Below are 26,345 nucleotides of genomic sequence, written 5' to 3'. Positions count from 1 at the left end.
CTTTTTAGTAGAGATCAAAAAATGGAACGCATCTTCGCGTGGCTATCGGCAGTAATTATCCTGATGATTTTGAGCGTTGGCGCCGGCGTTTATTGGATATCCGCATCGGAGGTCGCACAGGCAAAACAGGGCGCCGCGGCCGCGCAGGCGCAAGGAGCGGCTTTGGCGCTATCCGAACAGATTGCGGCCCGGCAACGCATTCTCGATAAAATGGCTCAAGATCCGGAGGTGCTGGCCGCCGTTTCCAGCACCGATCCTGCCCTGTTGAGCGCAGTGGCCGCAAAACTGGAAAAACAGGTTCCCGATGCCTTGAAAATCCGGGTGCTGTTGCCCGGCGCCAGCGAACTGGATGAAAAAAACGTGCCGCGTATGGGCTATGCCGATCTGGATATGGTGCGCGAAACCTTTGCCAAAAACCAGCCGGTCGCCATACAGGGCGATCTGGGTCCCGATCGGCATTTGGCCATAACGAGCAGGATCATGCGCAATGATCAGGCCGTCGGGGTTATTCTCGCCAGCCTGAGCTACGACTTTATCAATAAAAGCCTGCAAGCCATGCCAGCCAAAGGCAGCTACCTGGAATTAAGGCAAGCTGCGCTGGTACTGGGTACTTCCGGCAATCAGGCCGCTGGCGAGCTCGATGTCAACGAGAAAATAAACGTCGCGCATGCGGACTGGCAGCTTCATTATGGCTATCCGGCTGGCGCGGATGTTCATGAATTGTCGATGATAGCCGGCTTTACCGTCATTATCGCGCTGTTTGCCGCGCTAGCCTTCTTTGTCGGCTACCGGAAGTTATCGGAATTGCTGAATCAGGATATCAGCATTGTGCTGAAAGCTTTCAAGGACATGATTACCCATAAATCTCTCGGCAATTATCCGGTCTATTTAACTCAAATGCAGGGCGTTATCCCAACACTGGCACAATACAAACGGGTCATGGAAGGTCATGATGATCAAGCTATCACTATAGATCAAGATGAAGCATTCGAATTCGATGATGTTCTAGGCGGACCGGTGAATTCCGGTTTGCATTTGTCGGTCATTGAAGAAGACCTGCCTGATGCGCAGCCTGCCCAGGCTGCTGCCGTGGCGGCAAAAACAATCGGGAAAGACCTGCCGAAACCAACTGAGATGCCCGACGCCCTGGCGGCCATTTTCAGGGCTTACGACATCCGCGGCATTGTCGGCAAAACGCTGACTGAAAAAGTGGTTTACGATATTGGCCGCGCGCTAGGGACTGAAGCTCGGCAGCACGGATGCAGAACGATTGTCGTAGCACGGGACGGCCGGACGTCAAGCCCTTCCTTGACCGAGGCGCTGGCTGACGGCATTCTTGCCACCGGCCAAAATGTGCTGGATATCGGCATGGTTCCTACGCCCACACTTTATTACGTGGCCAAGCATACCGAAGGCCAGTGCGGCGTCATGATCACGGGCAGCCATAACCCGGCCGATTATAATGGACTGAAGATGGTCATCAGTGGCGAAACGCTGGCCGAGGACAGAATCCAGCAGCTTAAACAGTGCATCATGAGCCAGGCCTACGCCACCGGCGAAGGCAGGATAGAGCGAAACACCCTGCTCGCCAATGAATATATCGGCGCGGTTGCCGAGGATATTCACATAGCCAGGCCGATGCGGATAGTGCTGGACTGCGGCAACGGCGTCGCTGGTGAGTTAGGCCCCGTACTGTTAAGAACCATCGGCTGCGAAGTCATCGAATTATTCTGCGATGTCGACGGCACGTTCCCTAACCATCATCCGGACCCCGGCAAACCGGACAATCTGGCCGACCTGATCGCATCGGTCAAGCATTACCAGGCGGACCTGGGCATTGCTTTCGACGGTGATGGAGACCGGCTAGGTGTAATCGATTCAAACGGCAAAATCATCTGGCCGGACCGGCAAATGATGCTGTACGCCAAAGATGTATTGGCCTCGAACCCGGGCGCTGAAATTATTTATGACGTCAAATGCTCGCGGCATCTGCCGGCACAGATCGTACAATCCGGCGGCAGGCCCGTGATGTGGAAAACGGGCCATTCGCTGATGAAGGCAAAGCTAAAAGAAACCGGCGCGAAGCTGGCCGGCGAAATGAGCGGCCATATTTTCTTCAATGACCGCTGGTTCGGTTTCGATGACGCCTTATACTCGGCCGCGCGCCTGATAGAGATACTGTCGGCCGATACACGCACCAGCGCCGAGGTGTTCGCCGATTTCCCGGACAGCGTCAATACGCCGGAACTGAATATCGAGCTGGCGGAAGGCGAAAACTTCAAATTCATAGAAAGTATGTTCTCGGCGGCCAACTTTACCGGCGGCAAAATTACCAATATCGACGGCATGCGCGTGGATTTCGTCAACGGCTGGGGACTGGTGCGGGCTTCCAACACGACCCCGTCGCTGGTCGTCCGCTTCGAGGCGGACAGCAAATCCGCCCTGAGTGATATTCAGGCGCAGTTCAGACAGCTCATGCAGAAAATCAAGCCGGATATTGTGTTACCTTTTTAATAGTGGAAAATCAAAAACTATGCAGAAAAAAACAGCTCACCAAATAGCGGATGTCCTGATCGAGGCATTGCCTTACATCCAGCGCTTCAAAGGCAAAACCGTCGTGGTCAAATTCGGCGGCAATGCCATGGTCGATGAGGCGCTGAAGCACAGCTTTGCCCGCGATATCGTGCTGATGAAACTAGTCGGCATCAATCCCATCGTCGTTCATGGCGGCGGTCCGCAAATCGGACGCTTGCTGGAAAAAATCGGCAAAACCTCGAACTTCATTGACGGCATGCGCGTCACCGACAGCGAGACCATGGATGTGGTGGAAATGGTGCTGGGCGGGCTGGTCAACAAGGAAATCGTCAACCTGATCAATATGCACGGCGGTAAAGCGGTCGGCCTGACCGGCAAGGACGGCAATTTCATCCGGGCCAAAAAAATCGCGCTGAAAAAATCGGCGCAAGAGGCGCAAGCGCCGGAAATCATCGATCTCGGCCATGTCGGCGAAGTCAGCAGCATCGATCCGAGCGTGGTCGACATGCTCGGCAACAGCAATTTTATTCCGGTCATTGCCCCGATCGGGGTCGGCGAAGACGGCTTTTCCTATAACATCAATGCCGATCTGGTGGCGGGAAAAGTAGCCGAAGTTCTGAAAGCCGAGAAACTGATCCTGTTGACCAATACCGCCGGCATTCTCGACAAGCAGGGCGAACTGCTGACCGGCCTGTCGATAAAAGACATAGACGACCTGATCGCCGACGGCACCATTTCCGGCGGCATGATCCCTAAAACCCGCTGCGCCACCGATGCGCTCGAAGGCGGCGTGACCAGCGTGCATATCATCGACGGCCGCGTCGATCACGCCGTGCTGCTGGAACTGTTCACCGACCAGGGCGTCGGCACATTACTGATCAGTCACTAGCAACGCGGATTCGATATAAGGTCTGAATGCAGACCTTATATCCCAAACCTTCTGGCTGGCGCATAGCTCCACGCCCAGCGATGTGTCCCGGCAATGGACGTCCAGAAAAAGCTGCTGCCTACCGTTGCCATCGTCCGTTCTTGAAACAGACAAGCTCAGATCGCCGTCCTTGGCAGGCGCCTTGCTCATGATCAGCTTGTCGTTATCGATGTCGGCGTCGGTTGAGGCGTGCGTATTGATAAAGTGATGGGCGCTGGTCCAGGCTTTCGCGCATTGTGCCTCGCTGTCGCAGATGAAAAGCCCCAGTTCCGGCATCTTGTTTTGCGCTGTTTCGGCATTTGCGGCCGGAGTGCCATCGCCTGATCCGATTAAGAATTTATAGCGCTCGACATCTGCTGCATTTTGCGCTTGGGCCTGTTGCATCTTCTCCGACTGCTTGTCTATTTCTGCCTGCGCGAGCTGAATTTGCGCCTCGGCGGACTTGATACGGTCCAGCAGAGCTGCAGGGGATTTCTCGCCGTTGCGCTCATGCGCCGCGGCCAGCTTTTGCTGGGCCTCCAGCTGGCTTTCGAGGCGCTGCAGATTGCTCTGCAGTAAGCTTTTCTGGATCTCCAGCGTTTTCATATTGTTTTCCAGCATCGCCTGCATATCGTCGAGGCTGCGGAAAGTGCTGAGCAAAACCTGATCGTGCGATTTTTGCTTGGCGATCATTTTCTCCTGCGCTTTCCTGAGCGCTTCCAACTGCCGGTCCTGCGCCTGCTGCTCTTTTGTTCTGGCTTGAGGCGTAACATCAACCACTCTGCCCTTTTCATTGAGCGACTCGCGGCGGTATCCCGCATGTTCCGGCGGCACCTGATCGGAAAAGAAAACATTGCCGTGCTCATCCACCCATCGGTACATTTTTTTGGCCAGCGCGATCTGGCTACTGAGCAAACAGATCAGACCGGCTAAACAAAGGCTTACTGTAGAAATGCGCATTGACATAGATTCATCGACGATCTTTACGGAGTTGAAACACAAAGTAAAGATAGCAGATATCCATGGCTTTGCCCGAGCCGGGCTTTAGCTTAACGAGATATCAAACCGCAGCGGTTCGGGCAAATCAGGCAATTTACGCGGCGAGTCAATGGCAACGCGCTTTTCCCGGCCCGATTCGCCCGATATGAGCGTGCAGGCGGATTTGCTGACGCCAAATTCGCCGGCTATGAATTTGAGCAAATGCTGATTGGCCCTGCCGTCAATCGGCGGGGCCTTGATTCGCAGCTTTAGCCGGTCACCGTGCAACCCCGCCCATTCGTCCTTGCTGGCTTTAGGTTGAACATGGAGATTCAGGGTCAAAACGCCCTGTTCATAGAAATACCAGTTCATCCGATCAAACTGGCCAATTCCTGCAACGGCGGCAAAATAAGCATTTTTGCCAGTTGCAGCAACAGCAGCGCGACCAGCGGCGACAGATCGATACCGCCCAGGTCGGGAATAAAGCGGCGGCAGACATTGAGCAAAGGCTCGGTCAGACTGTACAGGATGGAGGCAGCTGCATTGAACGTGCCCGGATTCAGCCAGCTGAGCAGGGCTCTGGCGAACACGGCGAAGATGAAGATATTGATCAGTAGCGAAACCAACTGCGTCATCGACAATATCGTCAATGCGCCGATGCCGATCGATACGCCTTTCAGCATCAATATGGAGAAATCGGCCAGCATCTGCAGCGCCAGCACCAGCACCAGCGACGAGGTATCGATTTTGCCGATAGGCGGCACAAAGCGGCGCAATATCCTCAGCGGCGGATGCGTCGCCTTGACCAGAAACTGGGAGATCGGGTTGTAAAATTCGGCGCCGCACCACTGCAGCAGAAAACGCAGCATGACCGCCAGGATATACAGGGAAAACAGCGTATCGATGATAAAAATAGCCGGGTTGGTTACATAAGTAGAGTCCATCAACTGTTCTCCATTGGTTTAGACATTTCGATAGAGCGGTCCCTTGCGGCATGCATGGCCTTTGAAACCAGTTCGGTGAATCCACCCTGTTCGAACGTTTCTATGGCACGTTGCGTAGTGCCGCCCGGCGACGTCACGCGCTTGCGCAACTGTTCCGGCGATTCGGACGATTCCAGGGCTATTTTGGCGGCGCCCAATGCCGTTTGCTGAACCAGCAGGCGCGCGGTGTGTTTATCCAGTCCCAGCTCCTCGGCGGCTTTTTCCATGGCCTCCATAAGCAGAAAGTAATAAGCAGGGCCGCTGCCTGAAACTGCGGTCACGGCATCCAAATCGCTTTCATCATCAACCCATAGCGAAATGCCGACCGAACGCATGATGTTTTCGGCCAGATCCCGCTGCGCCGCAGTGACATTACGGTTGGCATGCAGCCCTGTAGCGCCGGTCAAAACCAGAGCCGGCGTATTGGGCATGCAGCGGACGATGGCCGTATCGGCGCCCAGCCATGAACTGAGGCTGGACTGAGTGATGCCGGCCGCAATGGACACGACCAGAGGTTTCTTGTGCTGGATCAGGGCAGCCACGCTTTCGGCCACTTGGCGCAGCACCTGCGGCTTGACGGCCAGCACAACGACTTCCGCTTCCTGAATGACGGTCTCGTTGTCTGGCGCTATATTGACTTGCAGGTTGGCCGCCAGAGAAGCCAATTGGTCCTTGTTGATATCCGACACCCAAAGCTGCTGCGGGGAATGGCCGCTGGCAATCAGTCCGCTCATCAGACTGGATGCCATATTGCCGCCGCCGATAAAACCTATTTTTTGTGTTTTCATGTGTACAGTGTATTTGGTTAGGGTTAAAAGTATTTTAACCTATATAGGGTCTGTGCAATCAATCACAAGTCTTTTAATATATGCGCCGCTGTGCTGCCTTAAGCGCTCGCCATTACCACAGAGCCCATGATTGAAACCATTTATATTGAAGAAAACATCCGCAAGCACGCCCGCGTTATCGATATTACCGCCCGTTTTCCGCACGCCCGGATCATTACCTGCGAGCGTTATGCCCAGGTCTTTAATCCCAAGGCCCAGAATTTCCGGCTGCAAAAACAAAAACCGGCCTTAATTCTGGCCGAGAAATACAAAAACTTCGTGCTCGAGGCGCCCGCCGGCTACGGCATCGGGGCGGCAAGAAACTATTATTTCTCGCACATGCTGAACTGCTTGTATGACTGTCGTTACTGTTTCCTGCAAGGCATGTATCAATCGGCCAACTACGTGCTGTTCGTCAATTACGAGGATTTTCAGCAGGAAATCAGACAATTGTGCGATGCCGCGCCGGCTGATCCAATCCATTTTTTCTCGGGCTACGACTGCGACAGCCTGGCGCTGGAGCCGGTCACGCGCTTTGCCGAGCAGTTTCTGCCGGTTTTCGAGACCATTCCGAATGCCTGGCTGGAGTTAAGAACCAAAAGCACGCAGGTCAGAAGTCTGCTGGCCCGCGAACCGGTTCCGCGCTGCATCGTCGCCTTCAGCCTGTCGCCCGATGAGATAGCGGCCAAGGTCGAGGCCAAAGCGCCGCCTGTGCAGCGCCGTCTCGAAGCTTTGCGCCGGCTGCAGGCGCAGGGCTGGCTGGTGGGCCTGCGTTTCGATCCGCTGATTTATCAGGCGGGCTACCGGCAACAGTACCGGCAACTGTTCGAACAGGTCTTCGCCAGCCTGGATTTAAACCGGCTGCATTCGGTCAGCCTGGGCGTTTTCCGGCTGCCGGAGGACTATTTCAAAAAAGTGCACAATCTTTATCCCGAAGAGAAACTGTTCTCTAGCCCGATGGTCACTCAGAGAGGCATGGTTTCTTATCGCCAGGATCTGGAGCTGGAAATGATGCAATACTGTACGGAGCAATTGTTAACTTATATTCCTGAAAGCAAATTTTTTCCATGCACACTGTAAAACGCACCGTGCTGGTTACAGGCGCCAGTTCGGGCATAGGCCGCGCCATCGCCAGAAACCTGCTGAACCAGGGCCATCATGTGATCGGCCTGTCGCGCGACCGTACGCGCTTTACTCGGTCTATGACAAACTTCAGTTCCGTCCAGCTGGATTTGAGCCAGTTGCATGAACTGCCGCAAAAGCTGCGCGAATTGGCACAGGTTTTCCCCGATATCGATACGGTAGTCTTTTCGGCCGGCCGCGGACAATTCGGTTCGGTCGAAGAGTTCTCTTACGAGCAGATCGAAGCGCTGATGACCATAAACTTTACCAGCCAGGCTTTTCTGACGCGCGCCCTGCTGCCTTCGCTGAAACGCAAAGCGCGCAGTGATCTGATTTTTATCGGCTCGGAAGCGGCGCTAAAGGGCAGCCGCAAGGGAGCGGTCTATTGCGCCAGCAAGTTCGCCGTGCGCGGCTTTACTCAGGCTCTGCGCGAAGAGTGCGGCCGAAGCAACGTGCGCATCTGCCTGATCAATCCGGGTATGGTTAAAACAGAGTTTTTTGAACAGCTGTTCTTCGAGCCGGGCGATGAGGCCAGCAATTATCTGGTACCGGAAGACATAGCGGAAACGGTCGCCTACGTACTCAATTCCCGCACCCAGATCGTCATCGACGAGATCAATCTGAATCCTTTGAACAAAGTCGTCAAGTTTAAAAAATGCTGACGCGGCTGATTGTCTACTTTGCTTATTTGCTAAGGGCATCGCCACATTACGGGCATACCAAGCAGTTTTTCTATAACTTGCTGGAAAACCCGCACAGCCGGCTGAAAACCTATTTTGATGTATTCATGATAGGGGTAGTCGTGCTGAGCGTTTTACTGCTGCTTTATGAAGCTGAAAAAGCACCCGATGCGGCAGCCCTGCTGATCGAACAGTCAATAGTCGCACTGTTTATTGTCGAATATCTGCTGCGCGTCTGGCTTTGCAACGATAGCCATAAAATCATTCTGGACCAGTATGAAAGAGCCGAATATTTAAACATTCCGTTTCGCCTTGGCGCGGCTTTCAAGCTGATTCTTGCCAAGAAAATCGAGTATATGCTCACGCCTCTGGCCCTGATCGATTTGCTGGCCATCCTCCCCAGTTACAGAGCCGTACGACTGCTGCGCCTGTTCATTATTTTCAGGCTGTTCAAGCTGTTCCGCTATTTCAACAGTGTTAAATTATTCGCTTCGGTCCTGACCAGCAAGCGTTTTGAGCTTTATACACTGGCCATCTTCCTGGGCTTTTTGATCTTTATCGGCAGCACCGGCATTTACTTATTCGAGAACCCGACCGATGGCGGTAACATCCAGAACCTGTTTGACGCCTTTTACTGGTCTATTGTCACGCTCTCGACGGTCGGTTATGGCGATATCACGCCGCAAACGCCGGGTGGACGGCTGATCGCGATGGCGCTGATTTTCACCGGGCTGGGTGTCATATCTTTTTTTACCTCGATCATCGTGTCGGCATTCAGCGACAAAATGCATGTCATGCGCGAGAACAGAACTTACACCGAGCTGAGCCGATATGACAGTTTTGTTATAATCTGCGGCTTTGGCCGGGTCGGACAGCATATCGCCAGACAGCTCGAAAAAGACAAACTGCATTTTGTCGTTATTGATAAACAGGAAGCCAATGCGTTAAAAGCCAATGAACTGGGGTATCTGACCATTCACAGTGATGCCAGCGAGAATGGCGTGCTGGAGCACGCCGGCATCAATAAAAAGGCCACGGCGATTTTATGTACGACCGGCGATGACGTCACAAATGTTTACATCACTTTGACCAGCCGCCATTTAAATGCAAACATCCGGATTATCTCCCGGGTCAACAATCCGCAAAATGTGAAAAAATTCTATCAAGCCGGAGCAACCAGTGTCATTCAGCCTTTTGAAATAGCCGGCATGGCAGCTGCCGAATATGTCGGCCAATCGGTCGCTTTTGAGGCTATTTTGGGCATCATCCGTGAAGAAAAACCTATCGTCATAGAAACGGTGCCTGTACATGCCGGCTCTTTTATTGAGAATCTGAAAATTTCTGAAATTGACTTTGAGCAAAGAAAATTGATGCTGGTCGGTATCATCAGTACAAATCCGATGCATCTTATACACAAGAGCAGCTATCCGATAAAAAACCAGTGTTTTTATTTCAATCCGGCCCCCCATTTTGAAGTACAGGCAGGAGATCTTCTGGTGGTTATAGGCAGGCGCTACGGCATTGACTATTTTCGCAATCAGATAGAAAGAAGCCGCTTGAAAATAGGCCGAAGACTATGAAGCGCATTGCCGTATTCGGTTACAGCATCATGTCGCTGGAAACCATGCGCCGTTTGAATCAATCACTATACCGCATTATTTTTATCGGCAATAATGATACGGAAGCAAGACTGATTTCAGAGCAGGGTTTTGAAGCGGCCGTCATTGATTTTCGCGACGATGATGCGCTCAAAGCCATCGGCATTGGTGAGAATATCGATGTCATCTTCTGCTTTTATCCCGATGATGCCGATAATGTGTTTCTGACGATTTCGGCGCGCGCCCTTGCCAAGAATCTGACTATTATTGCCAGTGTCAATGCACCGGAATCGGCGGAAAAATTACTGTCTGCAGGCGCCGACAAGATTATCGACCCCTACGAAATCTGTGGCAGAAAAACGCATGAAATGCTGACTAAACCCGATATCACAACATTGCTTGATGATACCGTGTTCGGACGGCATGATTTGAATATGGCGCAGGTAGAGATCGTGAAAGGGTCCTGTCTGGAAAATACCAGGCTCAGTGATTTAAAACTTCATACGAAATACAACCTGATCCTTATCGGCGTAGTCGATAAGGCAGTAGGCAAGGCATTGCATTTTGCAATCGGAGAGAAAGAACATAGTCTGGATGCGGGCGATGTTCTGGTGGTCATGGGCCCGGCACGGGAAATTCGATTATTTAAAGAAGAAGTTGAAGCATGTACAAATTACTAAAATTTAATTCGAGAATCTGGTTTTTATTAGGTTTCCTTGGTTGCGCTACATTGCTGGCGATAGGCGCTTACCTGCAGTTTATTGAAGAACAGGAACCCTGCCCGCTGTGTATCTCGCAGCGTATCGCCATTCTAATGACCGGTATCGTATTTTTAATCGCCGCGGTGCACAACCCTGGCCGGACCGGCATAATGGTTTATTCGATTATAGGCGCACTGACCGCATTGGCCGGCGCGTCCATTTCAACGCGTCACGTCTGGCTGCAGCATTTGCCGCCTGAAGAAATGCCGGAATGCGGCCCTGGACTCGAATATGTTTTCGATAATTTCCCTTTGTCCGAAACCATCAAGTTAATGCTGAGCGGCACCGGCGATTGCGCTCAAGTATCATGGACATTGTTGGGTTTAAGCATTCCCGAATGGACATTAATCGCTTTCTTAATGCTGGCGTTGTTGAGTCTGCTGCAAATCTGGAACCCTGAGAACCAATAGCCAGAACAAAAAATCAGCAGGCATGCACAATCCTTGGGAAGCGCTTCGGTAACCCTATGCGCTGCTGAATTCCCGCTACAATTGTGTTCAACAACTACATTAAAATTTATTGTTGGCCATGGCCAATAAGCGAGATCAAAATAATGAAAAAAATTTTACTGGCGCTATTGCTGGCTGGCAGCTTCTCGTCTTCGCAAGCCGCCGATGAGAACAGCACGTTGCCTAAAGCCGTTGCCGGCGCTCATCGGTCCGCCGAGCACAAAGCCAGGGATAAATACCGGCATCCACAGGAAACGCTGGAATTCTTTGAAGTCAAAGACAGTATGACCGTCGTCGAAATCTGGCCCGGCAGCGGCTGGTATACGGAAATCCTGGCGCCTTATCTGAAGAAACACGGCAAACTGTATGCGGCGCATTTTTCAGCCGATGCCGAGGAACCTTATTTCAAGAAAAGCCTGAATGAGTATAAGGCCAAACTGAAGAAACATCCGGATCTGTACGGCAAAGTCGAGTTAACGGAGTTGCAGCCGCCCGAAAAAGTGAAAATAGCGCCGGACGGCTCGGCCGATCGGATTTTAACGTTCCGCAATGTCCACAACTGGATGAAGGACGGCCAGGCATCAACGGTATTCAATGCCATGTATAAAGCCCTGAAGCCCGGCGGTATCCTGGGCGTCGTAGAGCATAGAAACTCCCCTAAAAAACTGCAGGACCCGAGCGCCGCCTCGGGTTATGTCAGCGAGGATTATGTCATTGCACTGGCCAGAAAAGCGGGATTTGAATTTCTGGGCAAATCCGAAATCAACGCCAACAGTAAAGATACCAAAGATTATCCCGAAGGCGTCTGGACCTTGCCGCCAACTTTGAAACTGAAACAACAGGACCGCGAAAAGTACCTGGAGATCGGCGAGAGCGACAGGATGACGATTAAATTCATCAAGCCCAGATAACAGGACAGACGGCCGGACTCAGCCGGCCATAATTTGACAGGCCGAGCCATGATTTCTGTTAATTACACACATCAAGCCGGCCTCAAATAAATTCAGCAAGAAATATCTGATCACTGCCAGATATTTCTTCACAAGACTTTGAAATATAACAAAATAATATTTTTGACTTAAAATTATGCAGGCCAAAAAACTGTATTAAAAACGGTCATTAAGCTGATTTAGAAACCGGTTACCCACAGAGTTATCCACAGCTTTTGTGGATAACTCATTGGCTGAACCATAGGCCTGATTGCAATAGAGACCGGAAATGGTTGCATGGGCGGCTATTTGCCCTTCTGCGAACAATAACTATAAACCCCATTTAACCACTATGGCCAAACCGCCCGGCGGGAACGAACTGATTTTCAGAGTCGCCATTCCCGCGCCTTTCTATCGATTGTTTGATTACCTTGCCCCGGCCGAAACGGGCCCCGGCGCCGTCCTGCCCGGCATGCGCCTGGAGGTGCCTTTCGGAAAAGGCAGCAAAGTCGCTTTTCTGATTGCAATAACGCAGCACAGCGAGTTCGACAACAGCAAATTAAAACGCGTTACGCGCATTCTGGACGATGAGCCGCTGCTGTCGTCCAAAGACTTGCGCCTGCTGCACTGGGCCAGCAGCTATTACCATCACCCTTTGGGCGAAGTTTTCAGCGCCGCCTTTCCGGTCTCGCTGCGCCAGGGCAAGCCGGCCGAACTGCATGTAGAAAAGTGCTATACCTTGACAGAGCAAGGCATAGCTATCGACAGCAACCGGTTGAATCGTGCGCCCAAACAAAAAAGCGTCCTGGAAAAATTTCAATGCCATGCCGGCAGCCTGTCCGAAACCGAATTGTCGTTATGGAATGAAAACTGGCGGCCGGCCGTGAAAGCCTTGGTCGACAAGCAACTGCTTGAAATCAGTCAGCCTGATGCTGCGCCCGGCAATGGCTTACTGGTTCGCGACAGCGCGCTGCAGTGTAATGCGCAGCAGCAAGCAGCCATTGATGCCGTCTGCGAATCGCTGGGGCAGTTCGCTGTTTTTCTACTGGAGGGCGTGACCGGCAGCGGCAAGACCGAAGTATACATGCAGATTATCCGGCACGTGCTCGAGCGCGGCCAGCAGGTGCTGGTCCTGCTGCCGGAAATTACGCTTACGCCGCAGCTTGAAGAACGGTTCCGGCAGCGTTTTGCCGTCACCATTGCCGTGTCGCATTCCAAGTTGACCGACGGACAGCGGCAAAACGCCTGGCTCCAGATGCAGCAAGGCGTCTGTTCAATTTTGCTGGGTACCCGCTCGGCATTATTCACGCCGCTGAAAAATCCCGGCCTGATCATTCTCGATGAAGAGCATGATGCCTCGTTCAAACAACAGGAAGGCTTTCGTTTCTCGGCGCGCGACGTCGCGGTCGTGCGCGGCAAGCTGCTGAATATTCCGGTTTTGCTCGGCTCCGCAACGCCGTCGCTGGAAAGCCTGCATAATGTCGATCGACGCCGTTACCACCTGCTGCATCTGCCTGAAAGAGCCGGCAATGCCACGGCGCCGATCCTGCAACTGCTCGATATCCGCAACAAGCGCATGCAGGAAGGTCTATCCGAGGCCCTAATTGAAGACATCCGAAAAACCCTGGCGAGAAACGAACAGGTTCTGCTGTTCCTGAACCGGCGCGGCTATGCCCCGACCCTGATCTGCCATGGCTGCGGCTGGGTTGCGCGCTGCCGGCGCTGCGACGCCAATCTGGTCATCCATTATGACGAAAGTTTGCTGCGCTGCCATCATTGCGCCCAGGAACAGCCATTGATCCATCGGTGCATGGCCTGCGAAACCAGTGAACTGACGCCGCTGGGCCTGGGCACTGAGCGCGTCGAAAAAGTGCTGACCACGTTGTTTCCGGATAGAATGATCGTACGCCTGGATCGCGATTCGACTCAGCGCAAAGGCACACTGGAAAACTATCTGCAACAAATCAACCAGGGCTGCGTAGATATCATTCTGGGCACACAGATGCTGGCTAAAGGCCATCATTTTCCGAATGTAACGCTGGTGGCGATTCTCGATGTCGACAGTGGCCTGTTCAGCATCGATTTCCATGCGGCCGAAAAACTGGCGCAGATGATCGTGCAGGTTTCAGGGCGGGCCGGACGCGCCGAAAAGCCCGGCAAAGTGATCATGCAGACCCGCAAACCCGAGCATCCCTTGCTGACGACATTGATCAGGCAAGGCTATAGCGACTTCGCCAGAACGGCTTTGGCAGAGCGCAAAGAGGCTGCCTTGCCGCCTTTCAGCTATCAGGCGCTGCTGAGGGCGCAGGCCCTAGACGGTAAAATGCCGCCTTTGTTTCTGGATGCGGTGGGCAAGCTGGCCCGGCAATACAGCCAGGGCCATATCCAGATCCTGGGCCCGGTTGCGGCGCCCATGACCAGGCGCGCCGGACTTTACCGCTACCAATTGCTGTTTCAGAGCACAAGGCGACAAGCTTTGCATGCCTTGCTCGATGGCTTGATGCCGGAAATTGAAAAACTCAAGCAGGCCAAAAAAGTGCGCTGGTCGCTGGATATCGATCCGGTGGATCTGTATTGATGTTGTTTGAATGGATAATCAGATGATTTTCATGGATAATGTGGCACTTATTTGATCTACTTACCGCAATGAAGCAATGAAACAAAAGATAGAGGCACTTATCCTGCAAGCCGTTGAAACACTTAAAAATCAAGGTGTTCTGAGTCAGGAAATTACCCCGCGCATTAACATTGAACGCACCCGTGATCCGCAGCATGGCGATTTTGCTTCAAACCTGGCATTGACCCTGGCTAAGCCGGCAAAATCAAATCCCCGACAACTGGCCGAGCAAATTATGGCCGCACTGCCCCAGCATGAGGCGATTACCAAGGTTGAACTGGCCGGCCCGGGGTTTATCAATTTCTTTGTCAATGCCAACTCCCAGTATCAGATTATCAAACAGATTCATGATGAAGGCCGTAGTTTCGGTTTGAGCACTATCGGCGCCGGCCAAAAGGTTCAGGTTGAGTTTGTTTCCGCCAATCCGACCGGGCCGCTGCACGTAGGCCATGGCCGTGGCGCCGCTTATGGCTCGGTCGTTGCCGATTTGCTGGAGGCGGTCGGTTTTGACGTGCACCGCGAATATTACGTCAACGACGCAGGCCGCCAGATGGATATTCTTGCTACCAGCATCTGGCTCAGATACCTGGAAGAGTGCGGTGAAGTGGTCAATTTCCCAAGCAATGGCTATCGGGGCGAGTACGTGCGCGATATCGCCTGGGATATTCATAAAAACGCCGGCAACGACTACCGCAGACCTGCAGAGCTGGTGTTTGAAAATATACCGGCAGACGAGCCGCACGGCGGCGATAAGGAAGAGCATATCGATGCGCTGATCGCCAGAACCAAAACCCTGCTCGGGCCGTCGCTGTACCGAGACCTTTTTCAAAACGGTCTGGACACGATTCTTGACGACATTAGACTTGATCTGCAAGAGTTTGGTGTCGACTATCAGGAATGGTTCTCGGAGCGTCAGTTAATGGATGACGGTTCGGTGCAGCAAGCACTGGAGCGCTTGCGCGCTGGTGAGCATCTTTATGAAAAGGATGGCGCGACCTGGTTTGCATCGGCCAAGCTGGGCGATGAAAAAGACCGGGTTGTGGTCAGGGAAAACGGCCAGACCACCTATTTCGCTTCCGACATCGCCTACCACATGAACAAGCTGGACCGCGGCTTCGATCGCATCGTCAATATCTGGGGCGCCGATCATCACGGCTATATTCCCAGAGTCAGGGCGGCTATGACCGCGCTGGGCGCTGATGAATCCAAACTGAAGGTTCTGCTGGTGCAGTTCGCGGTGCTCTACCGCGGCGAGGAAAAAGTCCAGATGTCCACGCGTTCCGGCGAATTTGTCACATTGCGGCAACTGCGCAACGAAGTCGGCAAGGATGCGGCACGTTTCTTTTATGTCATGCGCCGGTCGGAACAGCATATGGATTTTGACCTAAAACTGGCGACCTCGCGGTCCAATGAAAACCCCGTGTTTTATGTACAGTATGCTTATGCCAGGGTGTGCAGCGTATTCCGGCAACTTGACGAAAAGGATTGGGACAGAAATCTGTTGCTGGGCATGGATAATCTGGATCGGCTGACCGAAGAGCACGAAACCGATCTGGTCGCCACGCTGGCTCGCTATCCTGAAGTGCTGGAGCGCGCGGCGCTTCAGTATGAGCCGCATCAGTTGATCCAGTATCTGCGCGAGCTGGCGACCGAGTTTCATACGTACTACAATGCCCATCAATTCCTCGTTGAGGATGCCGCGCTTCGCGACGCCAGATTGAATTTGATCAGCGCCGTGAGACAAGTCCTGGCAAACGGATTGGGACTGCTGAAGATCAACGCTCCTGAAGCAATGTGATATATGGCCATAGACTACAAACATAGAGCAACCCAGGGAAGAACAGCGCCGCGCGGGCAAAAACCCAGTCGTCATGACAGTGCCGGAGTTTTTAAATGGATGCTTATCACGGCGCTGATTATTGCTTTTGTAGTCTTTTTGGCTTATTTGCGCAGCACGGGCTCTAAGCAAAGCGACATCCCGCAGATTGCGCTATCGGCAGCAAAACCCGACAAAACTGAGCCGGCCAAAAAAGAACAGGCTCAGCCAAAGAAAGCAGCCGAGCCCGTTCATCAGCCGCCGCAGTTTGATTTCTACACGATCCTGCCGCAAAAGGAAGTGGTTGTGCCTGATTATGAAATCAAGACGCGCGCGCGCGAAGAACTCATCGGCAAAATCAAGGAACCTCAAGATAAGGCACAGGCTATGGAGAGCCAAAATAAAGATGCCCAGCATCAGGATAAAGGCGCTCAATATATGGTACAGGCGGGCTCTTTCAGGGAGTTTCAGGAAGCCGATAAATTAAAGGCCAAACTGGCCTTGATGGGCATTGAATCGCGCGTCGAGAAGGCGAAAGTCGGCGGCAATACCATCTGGTATCGCGTTAAAATGGGACCTTATGGCCATATAACCAGCGTCAATACGATCAGGACCCGCTTGAGGCAGAACGGCATCGATGTCATAGTAACCGAGTCCGGCCGTTAATCCGTGGCGCAGCTATTAAACGCAGTAGCTGCGCCTGACAGTCTCAGGTTGCCCCTTCCTCTTTATCCTCATCAAGCGCCATATCGGAGATCTCTTTTAATCTGAAAATGGCTTTGTAGTTAATACTGTTTTCTGGATAGTTGCCTTCGCTATCCGGTGAACCGGCCAACTGATCAGTCAGTAACTCCAAGGTTTCATTGACATTGGACACCGCGTAAACGGCAAACAAACCTTGAGCAACCGCATCCACGACTTCCTGCTTTAGCATTAGGTTACGTTTATTGGCGGCCGGAATGATAACGGCATGCTGGCCATTGAGGCCGCGCCCTTGGCAAAGCCGGAAGAACCCTTCTATTTTTTCATTGACGCCGCCTACGGCCTGGACTTCCCCATATTGGTTAATCGAGCCGGTCACGGCAAACGTTTGCTTGATCGGCGTGCGAGTCAGCGCCGAGATAAGACAGCAAAGTTCAGCCAGCGCCGCGCTGTCCCCATCGATATAGCCGTAGGATTGCTCGATCGCGATGCTGGCCGAGATGGCTAATGGAAATTGCTGGGCGTAACAGTCGCCCAGATAACCGGTCAAAATCATCACGCCTTTCGAGTGTATGGACTGGCCAAGCTCGGCTTCGCGCTCAATGTCGACGATGCCCCGGGAGCCCGGATAAACGGTCGCAGTGATGCGTGCAGGTGCGCCAAAACTGCTGCCGCCCACTTCCAGCACCGTCAGACCGTTGATCTTGCCAATCGCCGAGCCTTCGGTATCGATCAGTATCGTACCGACGAGCATTTCTTCGAGGACATCCTGGGACAGTTTACCGTTACGCTGCTCTCTTGCCGCCAAAGCCTGTTCGACATGCACTCTGTCAATCTGATCGGCCTGGGCTTTATGGCAGAACAGATTGGCTTCGCCGATGATGTCCAGCGAGTCATTGATACGTGCAGAAAGATGGTACTGATTTTCGGAAAGCCGGCAGCTATGTTCGATCAGGCCCTCAATAGCGGCACGCGACAGCGGCTTTGCCCCCGAGTCCGCGGCATGTTTGATCATCAGGATGGCAAAGCGCTGTATCGATTCATCAGTCAATTGAATATAGCTGTCAAAATCGGCCAGCACTCTGAACATTTCGTTAAATTCGCTATCCAGCTCTTCCAGCAGATAATAGATCTCGGGAGAACCGACCAGGATGACCTTGACATTCAATGGGATCACCTCGGGCTTCAAGGTAATCGTATTAATGCCCAGTTCCGAATAGGGCGACTCGATTTCAATGCGGCCCGACTTCAGGGCCCGTTTAAGCCCTTCCCAGACGAAAGGATAAGTCAGCAGTTTTTCGGCATCCAGAATCAGATAACCGCCATTTGCCCGATGCAGGGAACCGGCGCAAATCCTGCGATAGTTAGTAACCAGCGTGCCTTGATCGCTGACATATTCAATACGCCCGAACAGGTTTTGATAAATCGGATGAGATTCAAAAACAACGGGGGCGCCACTGTCCTGCTTGTAATCGACCAGAATATTGGGCATATAAAGCTCGGTCAGCATGAGCCGCTTGGCGGAAATATCTTTCTGTTCCAATGAACGGCCCGGCATCAGATAATCGGTAATTGTGATAGCCAGGTTTTTTTTGATTTCGTCTAAAAACGTAACAGCGTCGTCAATATTCTGGTATTTATCGTCCAGCTCTGAAAACAGCGGCTCTATAGCCAAGCTGATCGTATCATTGTCGAGTTGCCTGATTTTTTCCACTGTAGCTCGGCGCCACTGGGGCAGTTCTATCAATACATCGCCCAGATAGTCTTCCAGCTCTTCCACGTGTTTATGAAAAACTTCGCGCTCCGATTGCGGCAGCTGCATAAACAGATCTTCATCCAGCGACTTATCGTCCTTGATAGGTGCAAATGTAATGGAATCGTTTTCTCTGAACAGAGCAATATTCAGAGACAGGGCCTTTTTTTCGACCAGATCAATGGTGCTGTTATAGCGCTGATTAAATTGACGCTCAATCGCGCTCTTCTTTTGCTGATAAGCAGGGCTTTCAAAGACAGCCGGAAAAGTGACCAGCAAATTGTCGATCAATCGCTCTATATCCTTGCAAAGTTCTTGTCCATGCCCGGCCGGCAATTCAACTTTGACTGGCTCCCTGGGATTCTCGAAATTTTCCACATACGCATAGGTTGGCGGCGCGGGTAAACTTTGCACAGTCGTATCAAGATGATTGGTGATCATGGTCAGCCGACCGCTGCCATGGTCGCCCATGACAAAAATATTGTAGCCGGGATTGCGCATCGTAACGCCGAATTCCAATGCCGACTGGGCGCGGGCTTGACCTAAAATAGTAGCTTGCTGCCTGGGAGCTTCCGGCAAGTCGATATGAGACAAATCAACATTTAATTTCAATGATTCAAGTGGAAGCTTTAGCGTAGTAGACATGGATAAAAATAACATCCCAAGGTTGCAAGGTAATCGGCGATTTTAGCATGTTGCATAGGAATTCCGGCAACACCGAAACAGTTAGACATGCAACGTATCCTGAAAATATGCTGCAACCGGCAGCCAGTAAATAATTTGCCGATGCAGTTTTAATAATCTTGTATAAAAATTCTTAGATAATAGACCACTTTGCAGGATAATCCCCGCCCATCGACAACATCTGCTCTCGCGCTTGTGTACAATAAGATTTTTCATTAAAAACTGATATGAACGATTTTTCAGCTAGCAAAACCCGCCTCTGGTTGCTGCCGGTCCTATCCGGCATTTTTATCGGCACCAGTTATATTCCTTTTCCGCCTTGGGCGTCTTTATTCTGTTTCGTGCCGCTGTGGATTTTCTGGAACCGGCAAACCAGCCTGAAAGGTGTTTTCTTGGGTGGATTGGTTACGTCCTTCATTTTTACACTGATCGGTTTTAACTGGGTCACTTATCTTTTGCATGAATTTGCGCATCTGGATTGGCCCGTAGCAGTCCTCGGCATGTTGCTCTATGCACTGATTGCGCACTTGTTTGTCCCTGTGGCGGGCATGTTGTGGTTTTGGGGGCGGCGCAAGTTCGCTTGGCCGGAACGGCTTTCGCTAGCATTAATGGCATTGATCACCATTATATGCGAAGCCTACTCGCTGACCTTGTTTGATTGGAATTTCGGTTATTCCTGGTACGGCGCCGGCGTGCCTGTTTACCAGTGGGCTGAAGTGATAGGCTTCAGCGGCCTCAGCGCTCTTACATTATTGTGCAATCTACCGCTTTATATCGCCTGGCAGAAACGCCGGCAGGCCGCCGGTAAAAAAATTCTGATGGCTGTAGTCTGGGGTTTTGTCTTGCTGAACGCCGGCGGATTTTGGCTCAAAAACAGATTGCCTGAACCGGATGCCTCTTTTAAAGCGTTATTGGTCCAGGCCAATATCGGCAACTCGGAAAAACTCGCCGCCGAGCTAGGCAGAGGCTATAGCCAGGAAATACTTAAGCGGTATACTGATCTGACCGATCAGGAGCTAAAAGCAACAGAAGCAAAAGTCGACTTTGTACTGTGGCCGGAAACGGCTTTTCCGTCACTGTTGGGAGAGGATTTTAAATTCGATGCGCATCCGGCCCAATTAAGCCAATTTATTCGCGAGCGCGAACTGCCGCTGATTACCGGCGCTTATAGTGTCGACAGAGCCACCCGACTGATTACGAATTCGCTGTTCGTGCTCGATAAAGACGGTGAAATAGTACCACCTCATTACAGCAAATCCATCTTGCTGGCTTTCGGCGAATATATTCCTGGCGAACAATTCTTCCCGCAAATTCGCAACTGGCTGCCGCCGACCGGTCATTTTGCACGCGGCCAGGGGCCTACGACTTTGTTACACTGGAATGGTTACAAGATGGGGCCGCAAATATGCTATGAAAGTCTTTTTCCCGGATTCGCGCGTTCCCTGGCTGAACTCGGGGCCCAGTTCATTGTCAACGTCACGAACGATGCCTGGTACGGCGCCTGGCAGGAACCCTATCAGCATATGTATATGACGCTGGCACGAGGCGTCGAATTCCGGAGGCCTGTACTCAGAGCGACCAATACCGGCATTTCTACCGTATCTCTGGCATCCGGAGACATTCTGGAGCGCTCTCCATTACACCAAGCTTGGGCCGGCGTTTATGAAGTCCCTTATCTGACAAATCCGCCAGTCACTTTTTATCAAGAATGGTTCTGGTTGATGCCTTCTCTGCTTTGGACTGCGCTGATTGTACTCATCGGCATAGGAGTCCGTAATCGCTATCAAAAGCAGTGAGATTTTGGTCGGTTTGTCCAACTATTTCTTGCTCTTCAGCATGAGTAAGGTGTAATGTTCGGAACGGTGGGAAAACATCCGATTCCGGTATCAGTTTTCTATCAAGGAATCGGAAGCAAAATGAGGTTCTTCGTGCCGCTGCTACGAACACTAGCTGAGAATTTCCAGACAGAAAAGTAAATTTTCACAGTCTGCGGAAAAATGTCGTATCACAACTTTTTGGTAGTACATGGCATTTTATTAATGGGGTAAGGGGCGAAAACCTCATACGGAAATTAATATTGGACTAAAAGGTATAATGCATGAAGACGGCAAATCCAAAGGTATATAGAAACTACTTCCGTCAAAGGACGGCAAACCAATGGCATAAAATCGAAGCCGAAGCCGGAATTCCCGGAGCGATCAGGCCGTTTCTGGCCGGTAACTGGAAAATGAATATGATTCCCCTGTCAGGTGTCGCCCTTACGGCAAGAATCCTGGATATCTGCCGCGGAATAAGAGATGTCGATATAGGCCTTGCACCTCCTTACACAGGACTTTCTACCCTGGCCGATTATATTAAACCGGATTTTCTCAGGACAGAATATGGTTTAGGCAGAAATGTATTTCTGCTGGCGCAAGATACGTTTTTTGAATCCAAAGGCGCATTTACCGGAGAAATTTCGCCCGAAATGCTGGGAGCCATCGGGGTCGATCGTGTCATAATTGGCCATTCGGACCGCAGAGCCAATCTAGGGAAATATTATGGTTTTGCCTCTAGTGTGGCCAGGCGTCTGACAGACAGCTTTCTTTCCGACAAGTTGAAGAAACTGAAAGCAAAAGACGGTGCCGATGCTCAAGTTATAGCAACTTTGGAATACCTAGTCGCCAAAGAGAATCGTAACCTCCTGTCTGGATTGTCCCGATTTTTGGAAGAAGAATTAAGAGAGCGAGCCGGAGAAAGCGATCAATCCATTCAGCTAAAAATCCAGGCTGCTCTGGGCCAAGGGCTACAGGTCATTCTTTGCTGTGGTGAGAACAGAGAGGCCAGACTCGCAAATGAAACGTTCAGCTTGCTGGATCGGCAATTGCGAATGGCGTTTGAAGCCGTCTCGCCCAGAGCTGTCAGCGAAGTAATTATCGCTTACGAACCGGTATGGGCTATCGGTGAAGGAGCAAAACCCGCCACATTAGAGCAGATAAAAGAAGTACATGATTTCATTAGAAATCTCATTATGGACCTGTACGGCGAGCAAATCGCTTCATCCATAAGGATCCTGTACGGTGGGAATGTGAAGCCCGACAATATTGTCGATATCATGAATATTTCAGGTGTTGATGGAGCCTTGGTCGGAGGGGCGAGTTTGAAAGCCAATGATTTTGCCTCAATAATAAGATTTGGCCTGGATTCTTAAAACCTTTGGCCTAGCCAGACTATAGAGCTTATGCCTTTAAGGCTAAGCATCGGACATTTCTTTGTAGAACCCTCTTTAATTTCTCATTGAAGAGGGTATTTCTCCTCATAAGCAAAAAGCAATTCCTCCAACCAACTGTTGTGCATAAATATCAGGCTTTAGCGTGCGTTGCAAAACCAACAAACATCAACGCTTAGCAGTCAAATTAACAAAGATGCCTGTTTCTGTGATGTTTCGGCTAATCCATAAAATGATTGAACAATTGAATTATGGAAGCATCTTAAAAAAGAAGTCAGGAATTTTAATTTAGCATTCGATATATATTCTTTCTTAGTACGTGCGAAAGAGGTTATAAATATTTTTGATTAGGAGAGAGCTTAATGCCAAAAGAAAGCCAACCAAATTCTGAGGATAAACTAACTCCAAACGAAAAATATCCTAAAAGCCCAATGCCCGCCCAGCACCAGGATCGCCCGGGTGTTGAAGCGCAAATAACGCCACGGCCACAATATCTTGCGCCTGATTACAAAGGCTCGAGCAAATTAAAAGATAAAGTCGCCTTGATTACCGGCGGCGATTCGGGTATTGGTCGTGCCGTTGCTGTACTTTTCGCTCGCGAAGGTGCGGATTCCGCAATAACCTTTCTTCCATCTGAACAGATCGATGCTGAAGAAACTCAGCGGCAAGTCGAAAAAGAAGGCCGTCAATGCCTGTTAATCTCGGGCGATGTAACCAGTCTGGAGTTTTGCCAAAATGCTGTTGAAAAAACAGTCCACGAATTCGGCAAATTGAATATCTTAATCAACAATGCAGCTTATCAGCATAACCAGGAATCAATCGAAGATATTTCTGATGAACAATTTGACACAACTTTTAAAACCAATATTTACGGCTACTTTCGCATGGCGAAGGCAGCGCTCAAACATCTGCAAGATGGCGATGCCATTATCAATTGCGGATCAATTACCGGTCTGGAAGGAAATAAACACCTAATTGACTATGCCTCTACCAAAGGTGCCATTCATGCTTTTACTAAATCACTGGCGCTGAATTTGGTCGAGAAAGGTATTCGCGTCAATTGCGTTGCTCCAGGCCCCGTCTGGACGCCACTCAATGTCGCCGATAAACCGGCGGAGCAAGTGGCTAAGCATGGCGCCAATACGCCAATGAAACGACCGGCACAACCGGAAGAAGTTGCTCCTGCGTTTGTCTTTTTCGCGTCGCCGGCCGACTCGAGCTATATCACGGGCGAGATCCTGACCTTGCTGGGCGGGGCGACGCGGGCGGCCTGAGGGCCGGGCAAAAAAAAAACCCGGGCCTCTGGGAGGACCGGGTTTTCGGATTGGCGCTTGGCGATGCCCTACTTTCGCATGGCAAACGGCCACACTATCATCGGCGCTAAGCGGTTTCACTTCCGAGTTCGGGATGGGATCGGGTGGTTCACGCTCGCTATGGTCACCAAGCAAACTGGTGTAGCAGGCCCGCTGTCGCGGCCTACTGCATGGAAATCTGTATCTCTCGCGTCAAAAAAGCGCTGTCAGTCAACCCAAACTGATTGGGTGTTATATGGTCAAGCCTCACGGGCAATTAGTACACGTTAGCTGCACGCCTTACAGCGCTTCCACACCGTGCCTATCAACCTGATCGTCTCTCAGGGCCCTTCAGGGGACTCATGGTCCCAGTGAGATCTCATCTTGGGAGGGGCTTCCCGCTTAGATGCTTTCAGCGGTTATCCTGTCCGAACATAGCTACCCGGCAATGCCATTGGCATGACAACCGGAACACCAGCGGTTCGTCCACTCCGGTCCTCTCGTACTAGGAGCAGCTTCCCTCAAATCTCAAACGCCCACGGCAGATAGGGACCGAACTGTCTCACGACGTTCTGAACCCAGCTCGCGTACCACTTTAAATGGCGAACAGCCATACCCTTGGGACCTGCTTCAGCCCCAGGATGTGATGAGCCGACATCGAGGTGCCAAACACCGCCGTCGATATGAACTCTTGGGCGGTATCAGCCTGTTATCCCCGGAGTACCTTTTATCCGTTGAGCGATGGCCCTTCCATTCAGAACCACCGGATCACTATGACCTACTTTCGTACCTGCTCGACCTGTCCGTCTCGCAGTCAAGCACCCTTATGCCATTGCACTCATTGCATGATTTCCGACCATGCTGAGGGTACCTTCGTGCTCCTCCGTTACTCTTTGGGAGGAGACCGCCCCAGTCAAACTACCCACCAGACACTGTCCCTAACCCGGATTACGGGTCGAGGTTAGAACTTCAAACATACCAGGGTGGTATTTCAAGGATGGCTCCACACCAACTGGCGTTGGTGCTTCACAGCCTCCCACCTATCCTACACAAGTAGGTTCAAAGTCCAGTGTCAAGCTATAGTAAAGGTTCACGGGGTCTTTCCGTCTAGCCGCGGGTATACTGCATCTTCACAGCAATTTCAATTTCACTGAGTCTCGGGTGGAGACAGTGTGGCCATCGTTACGCCATTCGTGCAGGTCGGAACTTACCCGACAAGGAATTTCGCTACCTTAGGACCGTTATAGTTACGGCCGCCGTTTACCGGGGCTTCGATCAAGAGCTTCTCCGAAGATAACCCCATCAATTAACCTTCCGGCACCGGGCAGGCGTCACACCCTATACGTCCACTTTCGTGTTTGCAGAGTGCTATGTTTTTGCTAAACAGTCGCAGCCACCAGTTTATTGCAACCTTCTTCGGCTTCGCCCGCGAGGGACTACACCTACCAAAGGCATACCTTCTCCCGAAGTTACGGTATCATTTTGCCTAGTTCCTTCACCCGAGTTCTCTCAAGCGCCTTAGAATTCTCATCCTACCCACCTGTGTCGGTTTAGGGTACGGCCACTGATAACCTGAAGCTTAGAGGTTTTTCTTGGAAGCCGGGCATCAATCACTTCGTCTCCCCAAAGGGAGACTCGTCGTCACGCCTCAGCATATAGACTCCCGGATTTGCCTAAGAGTCCTGCCTACGCGCTTAAACTGCCACTTCCAACCGGCAGCTGACCTAGCCTTCTCCGTCACCCCATCGCAGTTACCACTGGTACAGGAATATTAACCTGTTTGCCATCGACTACGCCTTTCGGCCTCGCCTTAGGTACCGACTAACCCTGCGTCGATTAGCGTTGCGCAGGAAACCTTGGGTTTTCGGCGTCAGGGTTTTTCACCCTGATTATCGTTACTCATGTCAGCATTCGCACTTCTGATACCTCCAGCCGACTTCTCAATCGACCTTCGCAGGCGTACAGAACGCTCCTCTACCGCTCATCTTACGATGAACCCGTAGCTTCGGTACTATGCTTAGCCCCGGTAAATCTTCCGCGCAAGCCGACTCGACCAGTGAGCTATTACGCTTTCTTTAAAGGGTGGCTGCTTCTAAGCCAACCTCCTGGCTGTCTGGGCCTTCTCACATCGTTTCCCACTGAGCATAGATTTGGGGACCTTAGCTGACGGTCTGGGCTGTTTCCCTTTTCACGACGGACCTTATCACCCGCCGTGTGTCTCCCGTGCTGAAACTTGTTGGTATTCGGAGTTTGCATCGGGTTGGTAAGTCTAGACGACCCCCTAGCCGAAACAGTGCTCTACCCCCAACAGTTATACACGAGGCGCTACCTAAATAGCTTTCGAGGAGAACCAGCTATCTCCGAGCTTGATTAGCCTTTCACTCCGATCCACAGCTCATCCCCGTCTTTTTCAACAGACGTGGGTTCGGCCCTCCAGTAAGTATTACCTCACCTTCAGCCTGGCCATGGATAGATCGCCCGGTTTCGGGTCTAATCCCAGCGAC

The 26,345-nt window shown here is 51.6% G+C and carries 19 protein-coding genes and 2 rRNA genes (1 of these 21 only partly in view); 14 read left to right on the top strand and 7 right to left on the bottom strand.

The window, feature by feature from the left end; translation table 11 throughout:
• The first annotated feature begins 21 nt into the window (after positions 1 to 21).
• Both ACTNE6_RS01375 and argB read left to right on the top strand, forming a co-directional pair.
• Complete coding sequence (locus ACTNE6_RS01375) at positions 22 to 2,514, top strand: phosphomannomutase/phosphoglucomutase (RefSeq protein ID WP_442498356.1); 2,493 nt, start codon at positions 22 to 24, stop codon at positions 2,512 to 2,514.
• A gap of 19 nt (positions 2,515 to 2,533) precedes the next feature.
• A complete protein-coding gene (gene argB, locus ACTNE6_RS01370) occupies positions 2,534 to 3,424 on the top strand; it encodes an acetylglutamate kinase (RefSeq protein ID WP_194969440.1) in 891 nt (296 codons plus the stop codon).
• On the opposite strand, the gene ACTNE6_RS01365 is transcribed toward argB, so the two are convergent.
• From ACTNE6_RS01365 to proC, 4 genes are all read right to left on the bottom strand, one after another.
• Positions 3,407 to 4,402 carry a DUF4124 domain-containing protein gene (locus ACTNE6_RS01365; protein ID WP_442498355.1) on the bottom strand — a complete coding sequence of 332 codons (996 nt, stop codon included), beginning with the start codon at positions 4,400 to 4,402 and terminating at the stop codon, positions 3,407 to 3,409. The two genes, argB and ACTNE6_RS01365, sit on opposite strands and share 18 nt — an antisense overlap.
• Positions 4,403 to 4,486: 84 nt before the next feature.
• On the bottom strand, positions 4,487 to 4,792 hold the full coding sequence (locus ACTNE6_RS01360) for a DUF167 family protein (RefSeq protein ID WP_194969438.1): 306 nt from the start codon (positions 4,790 to 4,792) through the stop codon (positions 4,487 to 4,489).
• On the bottom strand, positions 4,789 to 5,364 hold the full coding sequence (locus ACTNE6_RS01355; RefSeq protein ID WP_194969437.1) for a YggT family protein: 576 nt from the start codon (positions 5,362 to 5,364) through the stop codon (positions 4,789 to 4,791). Before ACTNE6_RS01355 ends, ACTNE6_RS01360 begins: the two co-directional genes overlap by 4 nt.
• Entirely contained in the window at positions 5,364 to 6,191 is an 828-nt protein-coding gene (gene proC, locus ACTNE6_RS01350) for a pyrroline-5-carboxylate reductase (protein WP_442498354.1), read from the bottom strand. The genes ACTNE6_RS01355 and proC overlap by 1 nt, the downstream gene beginning before the upstream one ends.
• A 126-nt stretch (positions 6,192 to 6,317) precedes the next feature.
• Between proC and ACTNE6_RS01345 the strand changes: the two genes are divergently transcribed.
• The 9 genes from ACTNE6_RS01345 (at position 6,318) to ACTNE6_RS01305 (ending at position 16,868) form a co-directional block, all read left to right on the top strand.
• Positions 6,318 to 7,310 carry an SPL family radical SAM protein gene (locus tag ACTNE6_RS01345; protein WP_442498353.1) on the top strand — a complete coding sequence of 331 codons (993 nt, stop codon included), beginning with the start codon at positions 6,318 to 6,320 and terminating at the stop codon, positions 7,308 to 7,310.
• Complete coding sequence (locus ACTNE6_RS01340; protein ID WP_442498352.1) at positions 7,298 to 8,014, top strand: SDR family oxidoreductase; 717 nt, start codon at positions 7,298 to 7,300, stop codon at positions 8,012 to 8,014. The genes ACTNE6_RS01345 and ACTNE6_RS01340 overlap by 13 nt, the downstream gene beginning before the upstream one ends.
• Positions 8,008 to 9,612 carry a potassium channel family protein gene (locus ACTNE6_RS01335; RefSeq protein WP_442498351.1) on the top strand — a complete coding sequence of 535 codons (1,605 nt, stop codon included), beginning with the start codon at positions 8,008 to 8,010 and terminating at the stop codon, positions 9,610 to 9,612. The genes ACTNE6_RS01340 and ACTNE6_RS01335 overlap by 7 nt, the downstream gene beginning before the upstream one ends.
• Positions 9,609 to 10,310: a potassium channel family protein gene (locus ACTNE6_RS01330; RefSeq protein WP_442498350.1), complete on the top strand. Its 702-nt coding sequence runs from the start codon at positions 9,609 to 9,611 to the stop codon at positions 10,308 to 10,310. Before ACTNE6_RS01335 ends, ACTNE6_RS01330 begins: the two co-directional genes overlap by 4 nt.
• Complete coding sequence (locus ACTNE6_RS01325; protein WP_442498349.1) at positions 10,295 to 10,801, top strand: disulfide bond formation protein B; 507 nt, start codon at positions 10,295 to 10,297, stop codon at positions 10,799 to 10,801. The genes ACTNE6_RS01330 and ACTNE6_RS01325 overlap by 16 nt, the downstream gene beginning before the upstream one ends.
• Before the next feature lie 143 nt (positions 10,802 to 10,944).
• A complete protein-coding gene (locus ACTNE6_RS01320) occupies positions 10,945 to 11,751 on the top strand; it encodes a class I SAM-dependent methyltransferase (RefSeq protein ID WP_442498348.1) in 807 nt (268 codons plus the stop codon).
• Between the two features lie 370 nt (positions 11,752 to 12,121).
• On the top strand, positions 12,122 to 14,347 hold the full coding sequence (locus tag ACTNE6_RS01315; protein WP_442499659.1) for a primosomal protein N': 2,226 nt from the start codon (positions 12,122 to 12,124) through the stop codon (positions 14,345 to 14,347).
• 76 nt (positions 14,348 to 14,423) lie between these two features.
• Complete coding sequence (argS, locus tag ACTNE6_RS01310; RefSeq protein ID WP_442498347.1) at positions 14,424 to 16,184, top strand: arginine--tRNA ligase; 1,761 nt, start codon at positions 14,424 to 14,426, stop codon at positions 16,182 to 16,184.
• 3 nt (positions 16,185 to 16,187) lie between these two features.
• A complete protein-coding gene (locus tag ACTNE6_RS01305; protein ID WP_442498346.1) occupies positions 16,188 to 16,868 on the top strand; it encodes an SPOR domain-containing protein in 681 nt (226 codons plus the stop codon).
• A 43-nt stretch (positions 16,869 to 16,911) separates the two neighbouring features.
• Here ACTNE6_RS01305 and ACTNE6_RS01300 read toward each other — a convergent pair whose 3' ends face one another.
• Complete coding sequence (locus ACTNE6_RS01300) at positions 16,912 to 19,302, bottom strand: Lon protease family protein (RefSeq protein WP_442498345.1); 2,391 nt, start codon at positions 19,300 to 19,302, stop codon at positions 16,912 to 16,914.
• Positions 19,303 to 19,568: 266 nt separating this feature from the next.
• Here ACTNE6_RS01300 and lnt point away from each other — a divergent pair, with 266 nt between their 5' ends.
• The 3 genes from lnt (at position 19,569) to ACTNE6_RS01285 (ending at position 23,823) form a co-directional block, all read left to right on the top strand.
• Positions 19,569 to 21,137, top strand: coding sequence for an apolipoprotein N-acyltransferase (gene lnt, locus ACTNE6_RS01295; RefSeq protein ID WP_442498344.1), 1,569 nt, complete (start codon positions 19,569 to 19,571; stop codon positions 21,135 to 21,137).
• 302 nt (positions 21,138 to 21,439) lie between these two features.
• Positions 21,440 to 22,531, top strand: a complete 1,092-nt coding sequence (locus tag ACTNE6_RS01290; RefSeq protein WP_442498343.1) for a triose-phosphate isomerase family protein — start codon at positions 21,440 to 21,442, stop codon at positions 22,529 to 22,531.
• Positions 22,532 to 22,911: 380 nt separating this feature from the next.
• Positions 22,912 to 23,823, top strand: coding sequence for an SDR family oxidoreductase (locus ACTNE6_RS01285; protein ID WP_442498342.1), 912 nt, complete (start codon positions 22,912 to 22,914; stop codon positions 23,821 to 23,823).
• Positions 23,824 to 23,878: 55 nt separating this feature from the next.
• Here the strand turns inward: ACTNE6_RS01285 and rrf are convergent.
• Positions 23,879 to 23,994 (bottom strand): 5S ribosomal RNA (rrf, locus tag ACTNE6_RS01280).
• 103 nt (positions 23,995 to 24,097) lie between these two features.
• Positions 24,098 to 26,345 (bottom strand): 23S ribosomal RNA (locus ACTNE6_RS01275); it runs 645 nt beyond the window's last position.

The organism is Methylobacter sp. sgz302048, assembly GCF_052162025.1.
Lineage (GTDB): Bacteria > Pseudomonadota > Gammaproteobacteria > Methylococcales > Methylomonadaceae > Methylobacter.
This window is presented reverse-complemented; position numbering and strand designations above follow the sequence as displayed.